The 16,781-nt window shown below is 42.2% G+C and carries 20 protein-coding genes; 10 read left to right on the forward strand and 10 right to left on the reverse strand.

Annotated elements, in window-relative coordinates:
• Positions 1–16 precede the first annotated feature (16 nt).
• Positions 17–1,291 carry an MFS transporter gene (locus FZC88_RS07810; protein WP_148994343.1) on the forward strand — a complete coding sequence of 425 codons (1,275 nt, stop codon included), beginning with the start codon at positions 17–19 and terminating at the stop codon, positions 1,289–1,291.
• A 41-nt stretch (positions 1,292–1,332) separates the two neighbouring features.
• Here the strand turns inward: FZC88_RS07810 and FZC88_RS07815 are convergent, their stop codons facing one another.
• From FZC88_RS07815 to FZC88_RS07825, 4 genes are all read right to left on the reverse strand, one after another.
• Positions 1,333–1,968 carry an FMN-dependent NADH-azoreductase gene (locus FZC88_RS07815; protein WP_148994344.1) on the reverse strand — a complete coding sequence of 212 codons (636 nt, stop codon included), beginning with the start codon at positions 1,966–1,968 and terminating at the stop codon, positions 1,333–1,335.
• A gap of 140 nt (positions 1,969–2,108) precedes the next feature.
• Complete coding sequence (locus FZC88_RS23940) at positions 2,109–2,252, reverse strand: hypothetical protein (protein WP_187443545.1); 144 nt, start codon at positions 2,250–2,252, stop codon at positions 2,109–2,111.
• A gap of 123 nt (positions 2,253–2,375) precedes the next feature.
• Positions 2,376–2,906, reverse strand: coding sequence for a DUF3189 family protein (locus FZC88_RS07820; RefSeq protein WP_148994345.1), 531 nt, complete (start codon positions 2,904–2,906; stop codon positions 2,376–2,378).
• A gap of 111 nt (positions 2,907–3,017) precedes the next feature.
• Positions 3,018–3,956 (reverse strand): DMT family transporter, encoded by a 939-nt coding sequence (locus FZC88_RS07825; RefSeq protein ID WP_148994346.1) that lies wholly within the window; start codon positions 3,954–3,956, stop codon positions 3,018–3,020.
• Positions 3,957–4,119: 163 nt separating this feature from the next.
• Between FZC88_RS07825 and FZC88_RS07830 the strand changes: the two genes are divergently transcribed.
• Together FZC88_RS07830 and FZC88_RS07835 are read left to right on the forward strand one after the other, a co-directional pair.
• Positions 4,120–4,458: an ASCH domain-containing protein gene (locus FZC88_RS07830; protein ID WP_148968086.1), complete on the forward strand. Its 339-nt coding sequence runs from the start codon at positions 4,120–4,122 to the stop codon at positions 4,456–4,458.
• A gap of 10 nt (positions 4,459–4,468) precedes the next feature.
• The gene (locus FZC88_RS07835; RefSeq protein ID WP_148994347.1) at positions 4,469–4,915 is read left to right on the forward strand and encodes a hypothetical protein; all 447 of its coding nucleotides are present in this window, start codon (positions 4,469–4,471) and stop codon (positions 4,913–4,915) included.
• A gap of 99 nt (positions 4,916–5,014) precedes the next feature.
• Here FZC88_RS07835 and FZC88_RS07840 read toward each other — a convergent pair whose 3' ends face one another.
• Positions 5,015–5,413 (reverse strand): YbaN family protein, encoded by a 399-nt coding sequence (locus FZC88_RS07840; protein ID WP_262371793.1) that lies wholly within the window; start codon positions 5,411–5,413, stop codon positions 5,015–5,017.
• Positions 5,414–5,530: 117 nt separating this feature from the next.
• Positions 5,531–5,944 (reverse strand): potassium channel family protein, encoded by a 414-nt coding sequence (locus FZC88_RS07845; RefSeq protein WP_148968084.1) that lies wholly within the window; start codon positions 5,942–5,944, stop codon positions 5,531–5,533.
• A 156-nt stretch (positions 5,945–6,100) separates the two neighbouring features.
• Here FZC88_RS07845 and FZC88_RS07850 point away from each other — a divergent pair, with 156 nt between their 5' ends.
• The gene (locus FZC88_RS07850) at positions 6,101–7,684 is read left to right on the forward strand and encodes an ATP-binding protein (RefSeq protein WP_148994348.1); all 1,584 of its coding nucleotides are present in this window, start codon (positions 6,101–6,103) and stop codon (positions 7,682–7,684) included.
• Positions 7,685–7,696: 12 nt separating this feature from the next.
• The gene (locus FZC88_RS07855; RefSeq protein WP_148994349.1) at positions 7,697–8,389 is read left to right on the forward strand and encodes a response regulator; all 693 of its coding nucleotides are present in this window, start codon (positions 7,697–7,699) and stop codon (positions 8,387–8,389) included.
• Positions 8,390–8,433: 44 nt separating this feature from the next.
• Here FZC88_RS07855 and FZC88_RS07860 read toward each other — a convergent pair whose 3' ends face one another.
• The 3 genes from FZC88_RS07860 to FZC88_RS07870 are packed head-to-tail and all read right to left on the reverse strand — an operon-like array spanning position 8,434 to position 11,481.
• On the reverse strand, positions 8,434–9,948 hold the full coding sequence (locus FZC88_RS07860) for a tripartite tricarboxylate transporter permease (protein ID WP_148968081.1): 1,515 nt from the start codon (positions 9,946–9,948) through the stop codon (positions 8,434–8,436).
• A 12-nt stretch (positions 9,949–9,960) separates the two neighbouring features.
• A complete protein-coding gene (locus FZC88_RS07865) occupies positions 9,961–10,419 on the reverse strand; it encodes a tripartite tricarboxylate transporter TctB family protein (protein ID WP_148994350.1) in 459 nt (152 codons plus the stop codon).
• Positions 10,420–10,473: 54 nt separating this feature from the next.
• Positions 10,474–11,481, reverse strand: a complete 1,008-nt coding sequence (locus FZC88_RS07870) for a tripartite tricarboxylate transporter substrate binding protein (protein ID WP_148995122.1) — start codon at positions 11,479–11,481, stop codon at positions 10,474–10,476.
• Between the two features lie 232 nt (positions 11,482–11,713).
• On the opposite strand from FZC88_RS07870, the gene FZC88_RS07875 reads away from it, so the two are divergent.
• From FZC88_RS07875 to FZC88_RS07885, 3 genes are all read left to right on the forward strand, one after another.
• Complete coding sequence (locus tag FZC88_RS07875) at positions 11,714–12,022, forward strand: hypothetical protein (RefSeq protein ID WP_148994351.1); 309 nt, start codon at positions 11,714–11,716, stop codon at positions 12,020–12,022.
• 206 nt (positions 12,023–12,228) lie between these two features.
• Positions 12,229–12,954, forward strand: coding sequence for a TerC family protein (locus tag FZC88_RS07880; RefSeq protein ID WP_148968078.1), 726 nt, complete (start codon positions 12,229–12,231; stop codon positions 12,952–12,954).
• 99 nt (positions 12,955–13,053) lie between these two features.
• Positions 13,054–13,758: a DUF421 domain-containing protein gene (locus tag FZC88_RS07885; RefSeq protein WP_148994352.1), complete on the forward strand. Its 705-nt coding sequence runs from the start codon at positions 13,054–13,056 to the stop codon at positions 13,756–13,758.
• A 33-nt stretch (positions 13,759–13,791) separates the two neighbouring features.
• On the opposite strand, the gene FZC88_RS07890 is transcribed toward FZC88_RS07885, so the two are convergent.
• Positions 13,792–14,841: an NAD(P)/FAD-dependent oxidoreductase gene (locus FZC88_RS07890; RefSeq protein ID WP_148994353.1), complete on the reverse strand. Its 1,050-nt coding sequence runs from the start codon at positions 14,839–14,841 to the stop codon at positions 13,792–13,794.
• A gap of 184 nt (positions 14,842–15,025) precedes the next feature.
• On the opposite strand from FZC88_RS07890, the gene FZC88_RS07895 reads away from it, so the two are divergent.
• Positions 15,026–15,871, forward strand: coding sequence for an ABC transporter ATP-binding protein (locus FZC88_RS07895; protein WP_148994354.1), 846 nt, complete (start codon positions 15,026–15,028; stop codon positions 15,869–15,871).
• Entirely contained in the window at positions 15,822–16,751 is a 930-nt protein-coding gene (locus FZC88_RS07900; RefSeq protein WP_148994355.1) for an iron-hydroxamate ABC transporter substrate-binding protein, read from the forward strand. The genes FZC88_RS07895 and FZC88_RS07900 overlap by 50 nt, the downstream gene beginning before the upstream one ends.
• Positions 16,752–16,781: the final 30 nt, after the last annotated feature.

The following is a 16,781-nucleotide window of genomic DNA, read 5'->3' on the forward strand; positions in this document are numbered from 1 at the left end:
CTTAGGGGGAAAAACAATGAAGCGTTTTTCAAAAGAAGAAAGCAGCTGGATCTTTTATGATTGGGCAAACTCAGCGTATTCCATTATCATTTCGACAGCCGTATTTCCGCTTTTTTATAAGGCTGCCGCTACTAATGCAGGGGTCAGTGCCGCCAATTCAACTGCTTATTTAGGGTACACCATTGCGATTGCCACCTTTATCCTCGCTATGATCGGTCCGATTCTGGGAACGATTGCCGATTATGAAGGCTACAAGAAGAAATTTTTCACCTTCTTCTTTGTCCTCGGTGTTACATTTACTGCCCTGCTTGCTTTCGTTCCAAGTGATCAGTGGCTGCTTCTGTTAATTTTTTATACAGTGGCAGCGGTCGGTTCAGCTGGTTCCAATGTTTTCTATGATGCTTTTTTAACCGACGTATCGACAGAAGAGCGAATGAACAGGGTGTCATCCCGTGGATTTGGATTCGGGTATATCGGGAGCACGATTCCGTTTATCATAAGTATCGCCATCATCATATTATCTCAAAATGGGGTACTGCCTTTCTCCGTTACCATCGCCAGCAAAATCGCGTTCATCATTACTGCTTTATGGTGGGGACTCTTTGCCATCCCCTTAATAAAAAATGTCCATCAGCGCTACTTTATCGAGCGTGAAAAGAACCCCGTTGCCAATAGCTTTAAACGTCTCGGTAAAACGATGAAAGAAATCAGGAAATATCGTGCACTATTTTTGTTTCTTCTTGCTTATTTCTTTTATATCGACGGAGTCGGAACCATCATTACGATGTCCACTGCCTATGGAACGGATCTCGGGATCACACCCACTAATCTCTTGATCATCCTGTTTGTTACTCAGGTGGTGGCTGGACCTTTTGCTATTCTTTACGGGAGGCTGGCAGAGAAATTCACGGGGAAAAAGATGTTGTATGTAGGGATTTTCGTTTATATCATCGTTTGCATTTATGCATACTTCTTAGAGACCACAATGGACTTCTGGATCCTTGCTATGCTCGTCGCTTCTTCCCAAGGTGGCATCCAGGCATTGAGCCGGGCATACTTTGCAAAATTAATTCCGAAGAAAAATGCCAATGAATTCTTTGGCTTCTATAATATCTTTGGTAAATTCGCCTCAATCCTCGGACCATTGTTAGTGGCCGTCACAGCCCAAGTGACAGGTGAATCCAATAGCGGCGTATTCAGTCTCGTCGTCCTCTTTATCATAGGACTTGTGATTCTTGCCTTCGTCCCTGAGCCGAAAGGAAATAAGATTGAGAAGCCTACAATTGTATAATAAGAGAGCCTGAACGCATATGTTCAGGCTCTTCCCTTTGTTTAAAATGTATGAGCGGCATCCTTCGCTCTTGCAATGGCATTCTCTTTGATCTCTTGGGCTTTATCAGGCATCGCCGCATGCCCCTCCACAAACACCCCCTCGAAGGAAGGTACGCCGAAAAATTGCATGATGATTTCCAGATAACGATTCCCCATTTCCATACCGGCTGCAGGTCCCTCTGAGTAAATGCCGCCTCGTGCCTGGATATGAATAGCTTTTTTATCTGTCAGTAATCCGACCGGTCCCTGTTCCGTATACTTAAACGATTTACCGGCAACCGCTACAGAGTCAATATACGCTTTCATCACCGGCGGAAAGGAGAAATTCCATAATGGTGTAACGAACACATATTTATCTGCAGAAATAAATTGTTCTGATAACTCATTCAGACGATTCACTTTCGACTTTTCTTCTGATGAAAGCTCCTCAAATCCTTTTCCAGTTTGCAGTTTTCCCCATCCACTAAACACATCAGCATCAATATGGGGAATATGTTCACGGTACAAATCAATGTGAAGCACTTGATCGTCAGGATTCACTTCTTTGTATGTATCCATAAATGCTTTCGCTACCGCCATGCTGTACGATTGAGTATCATCATGGGGATGTGCCGTAATATATAGTACTTTTGCCATTCTTCATCCATCCTTCACTCATATTTTTCACTCTATTATCTTGTGAGAAAAAGAAGGAATTATCCCATGTTTGATCATTTCAAAAAAAAAGAATGCTGTCTGATAGACAACATCCCGTTTTGAGCAGGGCAAGTGATTATTCACTCATCTTCTCCTGCTGCTTCAAAAGGGTTTCCCCCGATATTTCTTCTCATCTCATCTGTTAATTCAAATGGAGTGTTTTCTTGTGCTTCCCCTGTTGCGAAATGGTGACTGCCATCATAGTGAAATGGTTTACCTTCCAATGTCGACACCTCCGTTTTCACTGTAGTATTACCTTTATGTATGATTCTAACCGGTTCGCCCTGAATTTCACCTAGACCAACCTTTTACCTAGTATTATTTACTTATTATACTATTTATTTTTTCTATAATATATTCTTTTTTCCAATTTGATATTGATATTTTTTATTTTCCATCACAACTACCTGCTCATGAGAAGCTTTGGAAACTTGTTTCGTTTCCTCAACGAGATGATAGATGAGATCGTGGCATTGCTGTGCCCCTTTCACGAGAAGGGGAACGCCTATCGAATCAATTCCCAGCTCCCTTGATAGGAATCCCCCGGCTGTCATGAGGGGAGGAACAGTCGGCGAGGTGTTTGAAATGATGACTTTCTCCTTTTCTCCATATCTTCTAAGCAGGATTGTACATAAATCAATTAGTGCAGGAACGACATACTTTGAAGATCTCCTTCCAATTGTATACACGGGATTATTCTCTTCATCCACCCCGCGATAGAGGATTTGTCCCGCTTCTTTTTTTGTTAGCTGGTTGAAATAAGGAACAGAAAGAATGTCATTTTTTGTCAGTTCTGAAAGTTTTAAGAGACGCAGATGATAGGCAGCTGCCAGGGAAGTTGTATGAGTTCCACCAAAGTCATTATAAATATATATCATTGGTAACCACCCTTGAAAATCGTTTATTACAGTATGAGCTTAACAAGCGAAGGATATGCTGAGCATGCGCATTAATTAAGCTGAAAAGATTCACAAAAAAAACAGAGCCATCTACATCAGATGTCTCTGTTTTCCTTCAAGGAATCTCTTTTGCTTTCTTCTAATGACGATTTCTTCAAGTGTACCGGATCCACACACTACTCCAAGCACGATGAACACCAATCCGATCAGGTGATAAAACGTCACGGTTTCATTAAGAAAAATGGCAGCTCCTACGAGGGAGAAAAAGGTATTGAGATTCAGGAAAATCGATGTTTCGGCGGCTCCAATTTTTCCAATTGAATGGTTGTAAATCATGTGCCCTACTGCCGTTGCTAAAATGGCAGAAGCAAAGAATAAAAGCCATATGGAGCTTGGGGCACTCCCCAGTTCTTTTAATGCCCCCGGCTCTGTGACCAGACTGATCGCAAACAAGACAATGGAACCAAACACCAGCATATACCCCGTAAGTAATCGGGGGTCCAACGTTTTGGCTGCCCGGCTGATGATAATGAAGCTTAAGGCCTGTGAAAAAATCGAGATAAAGATAAACAGATCCCCGGTCTTTAGTCCGGCTAATCCCTCTCCGCCTGATAACACAATGATCGCAACCCCGACACTACCAGACAGAAACCCGAGGATTTTAATCACTGTAGGCCGGTTTCGCAGGATAATGGTTGCCATTAAAGCAGTCAACAGCGGACCGGTTCCCAATATGAGACCACCGTTTGTCGATGACGTGCCTGTTAAACCAACCGATAAAAAATAATGATGACTGACTACATTCAACAAGCCACCCGAGATAATGAACAATAACTCTTTAGCCGTTGGTTTTCTTATTTTCCTCATAATACCAAGAATGATAAATACGGTAATCCCTGCAGTGAAGATGCGGAGTGATGTAATCGTTACAGGCTTAAATTCACTCACCAGAACCTTTAGTGCAGGAACATTAAAGCCCCAAATCAACATGATGAACACAAGTATCAAATACGTTTGCCACTTTTTCACTTCTCCCTGAGGCCTTCTTTCTGTATTTAGTATTCACCCATCATAGCACCCCATAAAGTTCCCTGCCAGGAAATAACTTCGAATCGTGAAACAATTTTTGTAATCCACCATCTTCCCCAACCCGGACTATGCTATAGTTAAAGGTCGAAAGGGGTTTTGTAAAATGACAAATCAACAACTACCGCCAAAAACGTGTACGATCGACCGTCTGGTAACTAAAGCTGAGGACGTTGAGAAAGTGATTAAGGGTGAGAAAACGGCGACCCGCAGAAACGGACGATACGCTGATATTGGAGAAATCATGGAGCTTCAAGGAAAGAAATACATAGTAGAAAGCGTCTACTCCCAATCACTTGGTGAGCTGACAGATGATCATGCCAAGCAGGAAGGGTTTAATACTGTTGAGGAATATAAAGAAGCCATCCTCTCTTATCACCCAGGCATGCCATGGCACCCGAGCATGAAAGTCTGGGTGCACGAATTCACATTAGTGAACGAATAGAGTACAACGGATGGAGCATTTATTATACAGAACGCTCATATACCTGCATGTGATCAGCGTCGTGGCTTCCATAGGCCCATTTTTCGTTCTATTGCCGATGATGAAAAAACTACGGACCGCTTCTGATTCCGTGTTACCATCGTACTTGGACACGTTCCGCTTCACGGTCCAACTTTCCAAGCATTCGGGACATGTGCTCGTCGGAACGGGAATCCTCCTGGTGCTACTCGGACCTTGGACGTGGAGTACACCATGGATCATCATGACCCTTGTCATTATGTTCTGCTCCCTGTTCTTTCTCGCAAGAGCGTTCTCACCGACACTACGGAAATTTGGAGAAGATGACGCTGACCGGGAATGGCTGGTGGGGAAATTGAATCGGACCGTTTGGATTTATCTAATCCTTCTACTGGCTATGCTATGGTTTATGGTCGTGAAGCCGAATTTGTGGATGTAATGGAGTTGACTCATAGCGTGTACCAGGTAACAATGGATGTCATTTGTACCTGGTACACGCTATTTTTTGGAGATAAATTAACTAGTCTCCATGACCACATCACTGTCCATCCCCCCGAACTGCTACAGTCCTTATCATAAATATAAAATAATAATACTTATACACAATGATCAAACTCAGGATTACTTTCACTATCAGACTATCCGATAAAATCAACGGTATGAGAATCATGATGTCTGAAAAAATCAGCAGCGTAACCTTCTGGCGCAGTGTCATGGATCGGTGACGAATAAAACCTTCTAAATGCTTCTTATATACACTGGTACTTTTAAACCAAACCTCAAATCGTTCGGATCCCCTTACAAAGAAAAAGGATGCTAACAACAAAAGTGGAGTTGTTGGTATTAGAGGCAGTACGATGCCTACAATCCCGATTCCCATAAATAACAAACCTAATAATATATAAATCATTTTCTTCATTTTCTTTATTACGGCCACTCCTTTTTAACCCTTCATTTCCTCTCTATTCTATTCATGATGAAAGAAGCTGGCAAGGAACAAAAAGAACCTGACATTTGTGAAGTATACGCTCACACCAAAGTCAGATCCTCTCTTCTATTCATTCTCCTTATTCTCTTTTCCCTTCGACTCCAAAACCTTCATGAAATAAGCTGTCGGAAGCAGCAATCCTATGGCTGCTTCAAGCAGTGCAAAGAATCGTATATGTCCTGTCGGGATATAATCACCGTACCCGACAGACAGGATCGTCACCCCGCTATAATAGAGATAATTGAGAAACGTATGCTCTACCGGCTTGCCGCTGGGTGAACTGACACGCAGCATCGGATTCTCAAACGACAGGGCATAATAGAGTACAGCAAATGCGATCATGATACTGAGAAGTACGAAAAACAGCTTATAAAAAAGCGTTGTACTAAAATAACTGTATTTGAAATGCTTATCTTTAAAGAAATAGATTAAGTTTACCAGGATGAAAATGATGGCTCCGATTGTAACGATGCTTGCCAAAACGTTTGAATCCTCCTCTTACATGTACTATGTTTCATATACCACTTGTTGTATGTTTAAAACTCAACTACAGTAGATTCTCATCTCCCCTTGTACAAACCGATCAACTCTTTTATTCTAGTAATAATAGAATTTTCCGAAAAGAAGGAACCTGCAATGAAAAAGTTCTCACTTCAATCCAAGATTATCGTTATTGTATTAGCACTTCTTTCATTATTGATTTTATCCTTATCACTCATCTTTTTCAGGATGCTGTCCGATACATTAACGGACTTGAAAGGGAAACAAGCACTGGCAGTGGCACAATCTGTATCCAAGATGCCGGCTGTCATCGAGGCCTTTAATGCAAATCAGCCGGAAGACATCATCCAGCCCCTGGTAGAAGATATTCGAAAAGAAACAGGGGCCACCTTTATTGTTGTCGGCAATAGAGACTCTGTTCGCTACTCTCATCCCATGTCTGAACGGCTCGGAAAAAAGATGGTCGGTGGAGACAACGAAAGAGCCTTAATAAGGGGTGAATCTTATGTTTCTCATGCAAAGGGATCATTAGGACCATCTGTTAGAGGAAAGGTTCCCATAAGAAATTCCAAAAACGAAATCATTGGGGTAGTGTCAGTCGGGTTTCTTGAAGACAGGATCCGTGATATTGTCATTCCCTATCGTACTAAGGTACTGATACTCGTCACCGTCATCCTATTAATTGGAATCATAGGTTCATTTTTCATTGGGAAAGGAATCAAAAAGGCGATCTTCGGTTTGGAACCTGCTGAAATTGCCATGCAGTTCAAGGAAAAGCGGGCCATCATCGAATCAGTCCGGGAAGGAATCATTGCAATCGATCAACATGGATCGATTACGGAAATCAATGCTAAAGCCCACAGTATCCTGGCTCTTGATCATCAATCCTCCAATAGGGGGAGACATATTCTAGAAGTCATTCCCGATACGAAAATGATGGATGTCCTGGAAACTCGAGAAAGCCAGCTCGATGATGAGATTTCATTAAATCATCATGACCTCATCGTCAACAGGCTCCCTATATTTGAAGAGGACGAAATCGTCGGGGTGGTAGCCAGTTTCAGGAGAAAAGATGAAATCGATCAGCTCACTAAAGAACTTTCTCAGGTTCAAGAATATGCAGGCATATTGCGCTCACAGACACATGAATACAGAAACAAACTGAATACGATTGCAGGTCTCATTCAACTTCACCATCATGAAGAGGCATTAGCCCTCATACAGGAGGAATCCTCTGGATATGAAGACTTAATTCAATTTCTATTGAAAGCGGTACCTGACCCTGTCTTGGCAGGCCTGATCATTGGAAAGTATAATCGGTCTCAAGAGTTGAAGGTCTCGTTCTCGATCCATCCTGATAGCTCAATTACAATGCCACTTATAGATGTGCAGCAGGAAAAATTGATTACCATCATTGGGAACATTCTTGATAATGCCTTTGAAGAAGTCTTGTCCCAGCCATTGCATTACAGGCTGGTTCAATTGTTTATGACTGATTTAGGTGATGATTTCATTTTTGAAATAGAAGACAGCGGTGCAGGAATCCAGGATATAGACTCAATATTTGAAAGGGGCTATTCCACAAAAGCCGGCAAAGACAGAGGCATCGGTCTTCACCTGGTGCAACGAAGTGTGGAGCATCTGAACGGTTACATGACAGTGGAAAATAGTGAACTTGGGGGCACATTGTTTACGATTAGTATTCCAAAGCAACATTAGGGGGAGAAAGTATTGCGTAAGTGGAACGTATTCATTATAGAAGATGATATTCAAACAGCTGAGATTAACAGTCAGTACATCGCTCAAATGGAAAGATTTCAGGTTGGCGGGATCGCCACTACCATCGCAGAAGCCAAGAAAGTCTTACCTGTTGTTAATCCTGATTTGATTTTACTTGACGTGTACTTTCCTGATGGCACCGGCAGTGAATTTCTCTGGGAGATCAGAAAGCATTATCGAAGTACAGATGTCATCCTGGTCACAGCAGCAAAGGAAACCGAACATATTTCCAATGCCATCCGTGGCGGGGCATTCGATTATATCCTGAAGCCCATTATCTTTAACCGATTTCAGGATACTCTTCTAAAGTATCAACACTATAAAGAGAGAATGAATGATTCTCAAGTCGAAAATCAACATGAAGTGGACAACCTGTTTACTAGAAAGAAAAGCACGAGTAACATTCAAACCGTTCAACAACCCCCGAAAGGGATCGATACGATTACATTGGATTCCATACTCAAGCGGATAGAAACCGATCACAGCCTGGGTTATACTGCTGAGGAAATGGCAGGGGAAGTCGGCGTTACCCGTACAACGGCCAGGCGCTATCTGGAGTATCTTGTTTCCCAAAAGAAGATTAAAGTGGTGCTTACCTATGGAGGTGTCGGGAGACCTCAGAGAAAATATTTTCTTCAAGCATAATAGAACAGCAGTGAGGCATTGGGGCTTCACTGCTGTTCTATTGATTATGCTTCTTTCTTCAGATCCTGACTTTCCGTGGCCTTCCCTCTTCTCACAAACCCTAAAATAGTAGGGAGAACAAGTGAAAGGAATGAAACGATCAGTAATCCGATGGTGATATTACTTTGAAAAAACACACTGTAAGATCCATTTGAGATCGTCATCGCCTGTCTGAAGGATTGCTCCATCATCCCCCCCAATATAAACGCCAGAATAAATGGCGGCGCAGGGAATTTGAACATTTTCAACAAATAGCCTAACACGCCAAATCCTACAAGCAAGTACAGATGGAACGTGTTGAAGCTGACTGCGTATACCCCTATTAAACAGAATACAATGATCAATGCGATCAACAGCTGCTTCGGAATATATAAGATTTTTGCCAATACAGGAATGAGCGGTAAGTTAAGTATCAATAGAAAAAGATTCCCTATATACATACTTGCGATGACTCCCCAGAAAACGTCCGGGTGATCCTGAAGCATCAATGGCCCCGGCTGCACCCCTACAACAAGTAAGGCACCAAGTAGTACAGCAGTGGTTCCAGACCCTGGTATCCCTAATGTTAACAAGGGAACGAATGCCCCGCTTGTCGCTGCATTATTGGACGTTTCAGGCGCGGCCAGTCCCTTGATATTCCCTTTTCCAAAAGAAGATGGATCTTTGGATAAACGTTTCTCTGAAATATAGGAAAGGAATGAAGCGATTGTTGCTCCTGCTCCAGGCAGGACTCCCAGTATAAAACCAAGGACGGAATGACGACCAATCGGTCCTGCCATCTCCTTCAATTCCTTCTTTTCAAGCTTTAAACTGCCAACAGCCTTCTTCCCTTTCAACGTATTTTCATTCCGTGAGATAATTAACTGACAAACCTCGGATAATGCAAATAATCCTAAAGCAATGATCAGAAAGTCGATCCCCTCTAATAAACCCGGGTTCCCGAATGTGAAACGCTGTGTACCTGTTTGCTGATCAATCCCGACAGTTGCGATGATTAATCCAATCGTCGCCGAAATCAATGCTTTATTGGTGGACCCTTCAGATAAACTCGAAATCGCTGTGAGTCCCAGAAGCATTAGAGCGAAATACTCAGTTGGCCCAAACGTAATGGCAAGCTTAGCCATATAAGGTGCGACCAGCATAAGTGCCACTACACTTATCGTTCCACCTGCAAAAGATGATATGGCCGCAATGGCAAGTGCTTTGCCTGCCTTCCCCTGCTTTGCCATGGGATATCCGTCAAAAGCTGTTGCCACTGTCCCTGAAATACCAGGGGCATTTAATAGAATTGAAGAAGTCGAGCCTCCAAACACGGCACCATAATAAACCCCTGCCATCAGGATCAAGGCGGAAGCCGGAGACATCCCATAACTCAGGGGAATCATGATCGCAATGGCGCTGATCGGACCCAATCCAGGCAGCATCCCGATAATCGTACCAGCCAACACCCCAATAAATGCGAAAAATAAGTTTTCCGGGGTGAATGCTACTTGAAATCCATATAATATACTTTCAATCATGCCCGTCACCTCCTAAAAGGGTAGAATCCCCTGTGGTAATGTAATGTTGAGTAAATAGTTAAATGAATAATACATGATGCCTGAAAATAGAAAAGCCACTAATACCGTTGTGAGTTTCTTTTTGAAGCCCAATACAAACGGGATGACCAACAAAAATAGAACAGTAGATAATAAAAATCCGAGCGGTTCAAGTAAAAAAATATATATGAGCAGTGCTCCTAATACCGATAAAAGAATGATGACATCTTCTTTTTTGACATATCGTCTTTTTTTATCTTCTCCTGTATCATCCTTCGCCTGGAAAAACAAAACAACCGCTAAAATAATGAGCAGGAATCCAAGCCCTTTCGGAAGGACGTCACTATCGATAATGGCGTATGGAAATGCAGGAAGCTGAAAGCTGAGAGCTAAATAGATCCCGGCAAAAACTAGTAAAAGTATTGAGATGATTCGATCTGGTTTTGTTCTCATGTGACTCACTCCTATTCAAAATGGAAGGAGCAGATGTTTCTGCTCCATACCCCATTATTTTTTCAAGCCGATTTCCTCCATTAATGCTTCAATTTCTTTGTACTCTTCATCCAGGAAGGAACTGAACTCTTCTGAAGACATGTAGTTGTCAGTCCAGCCAAACTTATCCCGCATTTCCTTCCACTGATCCGTTTCGATCATGTCTTTAAACGCTTTCTCATAATAAGCAACGGCATCGGGATCCATATCCTTTGGTCCTAAGAATCCACGCCACACAACAAATTCATCATCAATCCCCTGTTCTTTTAACGTCGGGAACTCTGAAATCGTATCTCCTTCCAAACGTTCGGGAGCTGTAATCGCCAGAACCTTCACCTTGCCTGCACGGGCTTGTTCAGAAGCTTCCGCAAGTCCCGTCGAGTACACATCCACTTTTCCCCCGAGGAGCATGCTCATTCCAGATCCGTCTTGAGCCGAAACATATTTCAGCTTTTTAACATCTACCCCTGCTGCCTTAACCGCTTTTACGAACTGCATGTGATCCATGCTTCCCGGTGAAGATACCCCTACAATGGATACTGATGTCGGATCCTTTTTTAATGCATCGACAAGATCATTCATCGTATCGTAAGGTGAATCGGCGTCTACAACAAAGGCTGCATAGTCAGCGATCACCCCCGCTATAGGCGTGAAGTCTTTGTGAGACAATGTCGACTGTCCATTTAGGGGAACAAAGAACATCGGTGGAGACGTGACGAACATCGTGTGGTTATCCCCTTTTTTACTATCAATATATGACCAGCCGACAGAGCCCCCGCCCCCTGGTTTATTGACTACAGCCATACGCTCTTCAATGATTTTCTGTTCTTCCATTACCTTTGAAACGGTCCTGGCCGTCGTATCCCAACCTCCGCCGGCACCAGCTGGAGCAACGACTTCAATTGGTTTAGACGGATTCCATTCCCCATCACTTTCAGAATTACTTGCAGTGTTAGATCCTCCGCATGCCGTGGTGACAACTAGTAAACTTGATAAAATGATAGCCATGATACCTGTTTTCATTTTCATCAACCATTTCCCCCTCTGAATATTATTGATAACGCTTTCATTATAGAAAATTCAGAAACTTAATAAAATAAATCGTAAATAAACGGCAAAAGGAACTTTGTGGGTATATTGTTTATAAAGTTCATGGAATTGACTTATGTCGTATTACCAGCTAAAACTTATTAAACCCTTTTAAACAATCCACATATGATAAAGCAACTTCCTTATAGTGAGAAAGGTGAGAGCGATGTTTGATCAACGATTCAGTATGTACAGACCCATACACGGAGGCGGAGGGCATGCGAGCTGGGGCAATGGACACGTACACGCCACATGGGGACACGGAACAAGTTGGAACCAGGGAGGAAATTGGAATCACGGAGGCAACTGGGGTTATCACGGAGGTGGCTACTATCCTGGATTTGCGGCGGGAACGGTGACTGGCTTAGCTGTGGGGGCTGCAGCTTCACCGGGTCCTTACCCTGTACCGGTTCCAGCTTATCCTTACCCATATCCGTACCCTTACCCATATCCACCTCCCTACCCGCAATCTTAATAAAAGAAAGTGCTCCATCTCCTAGAAAAATGAGATGGAGCTTTTCTTTCATTATAGGTACTTATCCTTCATTGATTAAATAGTACAAGCACAAATTGGAAATATTTATCTTAGAAATAATAACAGTTCAAAATTCCATCAATTGTGATACTATAGATTAGTTAGTGTTTCGTTCATAGATTAGTAGAATCAAGGAGGAACTGAATATGGATTTCTTATTTCCACTTGGACTTGCCATTTCATCGGGAGCCATCATTGCACTATTAAAAATCATTGCAATCGATATCATACTATCCGGGGATAACGCGATTGTCATCGCTATGGCAACGAGAGGGTTACCGAAAGAACATCAAAACAGAGCGATTTTCTGGGGAACAGCAGGAGCTGTCATCCTGCGCATTTTCTTTGCTGCCATTATTGTGTACTTATTAAAAATTCCTTATGTTCATCTGATCGGCGGGGTCCTTCTTTTATGGATCGCCTATAAAGTACTGGTTGAAGGTGAAGAAGAAGCCAATATTAAATCTCATACCGGACTTAGACAAGCGATCACGACCATCATTATCGCAGATGCCGTCATGAGCCTTGATAATGTGGTGGCCGTTGCCGGTGCAGCACATGGGCATATCGGTATGATCGCCCTGGGAGTATTCATCTCGATTCCGATTATGATATTTGGATCAAAGGCGATTGTTAGAGTACTTGAAAAATATCGATGGATTGCCTATCTAGGTGCAGGAATTCTAGCATTTACAGCAGGTGAAATGATTGTTAGAGACGAGAAATTCTTACATTTACTTAATATCCATCATGGTCCTGTTACGTATTTGATCACAATCGGTCTTACGGTTGGGGTTTTACTCATCGGATACTTAGTAAATAAGAAATCTGTTTCACCCCACAATAAAAACGTTGAACAATATAATGCTTAAATCCAAAAGATGCTTACATTTGTAGGCATCTTTTTTGTTTTGTGGAGGAATCTTTAGGAGATACTAATTGGCAGTTGATCGAAGTGAGGACGTGTTCGTTTGGATTTCTTTATGAGTCAGGAATCGTTGACTAGCCTGGAATGGATTTTGCGCGCTATTTTCGGCTTCATCTTTCTAATTATCATAGCTAAATTAATGGGACAAAGATCGATTTCACAGTTAAGATTCCTTGATTTTGTTATGGCCCTCCTTATAGGGAACATCATGGCTCACCCATTGTCTGACGAAGGGCTGGGATTGAAAGGCTCTATGCTCACCATGGGCACATTAGTGGCACTCTATCTGATTGGGGTATACCTCAGTCTGCATTCAACTTTCATACGAAAAATACTCGATCCTTCCCCTATCCCATTGATCGATAACGGGGAAATCCTATATCAAAATCTCAAGAAAGCACGTGTACCCATAGACAGCCTTTTGTCTGAATTAAGAAAGCAGCAGACCGAAGAAGTTGAGAATGTGGCATTGGCCCTGTGGGAAACTGGCGGAGAAATCTCTATATTTCTCAAACCACAATACCAGCCTGTGACTCAAAAGGATCTGTCCCTGTCCCCAAAAGGGTTCGATCTCCCCATGCCCGTTATTGAAGATCGGAAAATCAATCAATCTCTGTTAATGAAACTGGGAAAGGATGAACATTGGCTGCATGATCAGCTAAAGACCACCTACAATGTCACCGTGCACGATGTATTACTTGCCACGATCGATAAACAAGAGCACATTAAAATCTATTTGTATAAATAAAGCTCTCTCCGAATTTGGAGAGAGCTTTGTTCATTACTTCATCATCTGCCTGACCAGTTCTTTATTTCTCTTCTTGAATACTTCGTTATGGGAAGAAACCATGGCGAATTTATTCGCTTCAGGTTGAATGAATTGCTTGGCTCTATTGACTGCGTTGGCCGCGTCCTGGAATGCTCCTGCAATCAAGTTCACCTTTCCATCGTGTTTCAAGATGTCACCCGCTGCGTAAATGCCTTCGATCGATGATTCGCTGGTAGTCGTACCAGCTATGTAATACTGATCGATCATGTCGATATTCAATGAACTATTTTTAAGCAGGGAAGTATCTATTTCATACCCATGATTAATGATTACTTCATCGATAGGTAAATAGGAAACCTCTCCTGTCTGATGATTGGTCAGTTGCACCTTTTCAATGGTTTCGTGATCAGCGGCTGCAATCAGCTTGGTAATAGATGTGTTGAGCAGGCAGGATGCCGAGCTGTTCATGAGCTGGGCACATTGAGCTTCGTGTCCGTTCAATGCTTCCTTTCGATAGGCAACATACACTTTCTTCGCTACTGGTTCTAATTCATTTGCCCAATCGATGGCTGAGTTCCCTCCACCTGAAATGATGACCGTCTTATCTTTAAACCTTTTTAATGACTTGACAGTGTAATTTAAATTAGAAACTTCAAATCGTTCTGCCCCTTCGATATCAAGCTTCTGAGGATTGATGATTCCGCTTCCCACTGCGATGATGACCGTTTTTGAGTAGTGCTTTTCCCCAGAAGAACCTTCTAATATAAAGGTACCTTCTTCATTGCGTGTAATGGATTCAACTTTTTCGTTCAAGACGACAGACGGATCGAAAGTCAATCCTTGTTGAACAAGCTGCTCAATTAATTTCGCCCCGGGAATCGGAGTGAGTCCCCCTACATCCCAAATCATTTTCTCAGGATACACATGTATCTTTCCACCCAATGTTGGCTGAAACTCGATGATCTTTGTTTTCATTTCTCTAAGTCCACTATAGAAAGCTGAGTAAAGTCCCGCTGGACCTCCCCCAATGACTGTCACATCAAATAGTTCGTGATTATCCATTTCCGTCCACTCCTTGAGTAACCAAAATATAATTGATTATCATTCTCAATTACATCCTACATCTTTTTTTATGCTTTGACAATACAAATTTCTATTGACATTAGTAAAAAAGGATTATAGTATTTAAATTGTTCGAGATTGAGAATCATTATCACTTTACTAATCTATAAACGGAGGTCTTAAAATGGTTCGCCTCTATACAAACGAATTAAACATTGGCTACGGTGAACGCCTCATCGTGAAAAACTTAAGCGTGGACATCCCTGATAAAAAAATCACAACAATCATTGGTTCAAATGGTTGTGGAAAATCGACTTTACTGAAAGCGATTACCCGTATCATCCCCCATCATTCCGGCAACGTCCTGTTAGATGGTGAAAACATTTTTAAAGGCAACACAAAGGAATTAGCGAAGAAGATGGCGATTCTTCCGCAAACCCCTGAGAGTGCCAGTGGACTGACGGTAGGGGAATTGGTTTCATATGGCCGTTTCCCTCATCAAAAAGGAATGGGCCGTCTATCGAAGAAAGATTATGACGTCATCAACTGGGCGCTTGAGGTGACAGGGACCCTGGAGTTTAAGTACAGGGAAGTCGATGCCTTATCAGGCGGTCAGCGACAACGCGTCTGGATTGCCATGGCTCTTGCCCAGGAAACAGATATCATCTTTCTAGATGAACCGACTACATATTTAGATATGGCTCACCAGCTGGAAGTACTGGAACTTCTACAGAAGCTGAATAGAGAACAGGAACGCACCATTGTGATGGTCCTCCATGATCTAAATCAAGCTGCACGATTTGCCGACTATATCGTTGCTTTAAAAGAAGGAGAAATCGTGAAAGCCGGAAATTGTGAGGAAGTCATCACCCATGAGGTCCTGAAAAAAGTATTTCAAATCGATGCTGAGATAGGAAGAGATCCTCGAACAAACAAGCCAATGTGTTACACATATAATCTACTAAAAGGAGAAGATCAACATGAAGAAATGGCTCATCCCTTTTACTCTGCTGTTAGTGCTGCTCGTTAGTGCCTGCGGCAACAGTTCTACGAAAGAAGAAAGCTCGGATTCAAAAGAAAAAGACATGAAGTCTTCTGATACCATCACCTATCAATCAGAAAATGGACCGGTTGAAGTACCGGCTGATCCACAGCGCGTAGTCGTACTATCCTCATTTGCCGGTAACGTCATGGCATTGGATGTGAATGTTGTAGGTGTCGACTCATGGTCAAAAATGAATCCCCGTTGGGATAAGGAATTAAAAGATGTGGAAGAAGTAACCGACGAAAGCCTGGAGAAAATCATTGAGCTTGACCCTGATCTAATCATCGGCCTATCCAATATTAAAAATGTCGATAAGTTAAATGAAATTGCCCCTACTGTTACATACACTTATGGAAAAGTAGACTATTTAACACAGCACATCGAAATTGGCAAACTACTAAATAAAGAAAAAGAAGCGACAGAATGGGTGGATGACTTCAAGAAGCGTGCCCAGACTGCAGGAGAAGACATCAAAGCGAAAATTGGAGAAGATACAACCGTTTCCGTTATTGAAAGCTTCAATAAGCAATTATACGTTTATGGAAACAACTGGGGTCGCGGTACCGAGATCCTTTATCAGGAAATGGACCTGAAGATGCCTGAAAAAGTAAAAGAACAAGCGTTGGAACCTGGATATTTCGCTCTTTCAACAGAGGTTATGCCTGAGTATGCCGGAGATTATCTGATTATAAGCAAAGACCCGAAAGCAGATAACTCATTCATGGATACAGAAACATACAAAAACATTCCTGCAGTAAAGAACAACCAAGTATATGAAGTGAACATGATGGAATTCTACTTTAATGATCCATTAACACTTGATTACCAGTTGGATTTCTTCAAAGAGAAATTTCTAGGCAATTAATTCGTAAAGGGGATTCTTATCACAAGAATT

It is taken from the genome of Rossellomorea aquimaris (assembly GCF_008180865.1).
Classification (GTDB): Bacteria; Bacillota; Bacilli; order Bacillales; family Bacillaceae_B; genus Rossellomorea; species Rossellomorea yichunensis.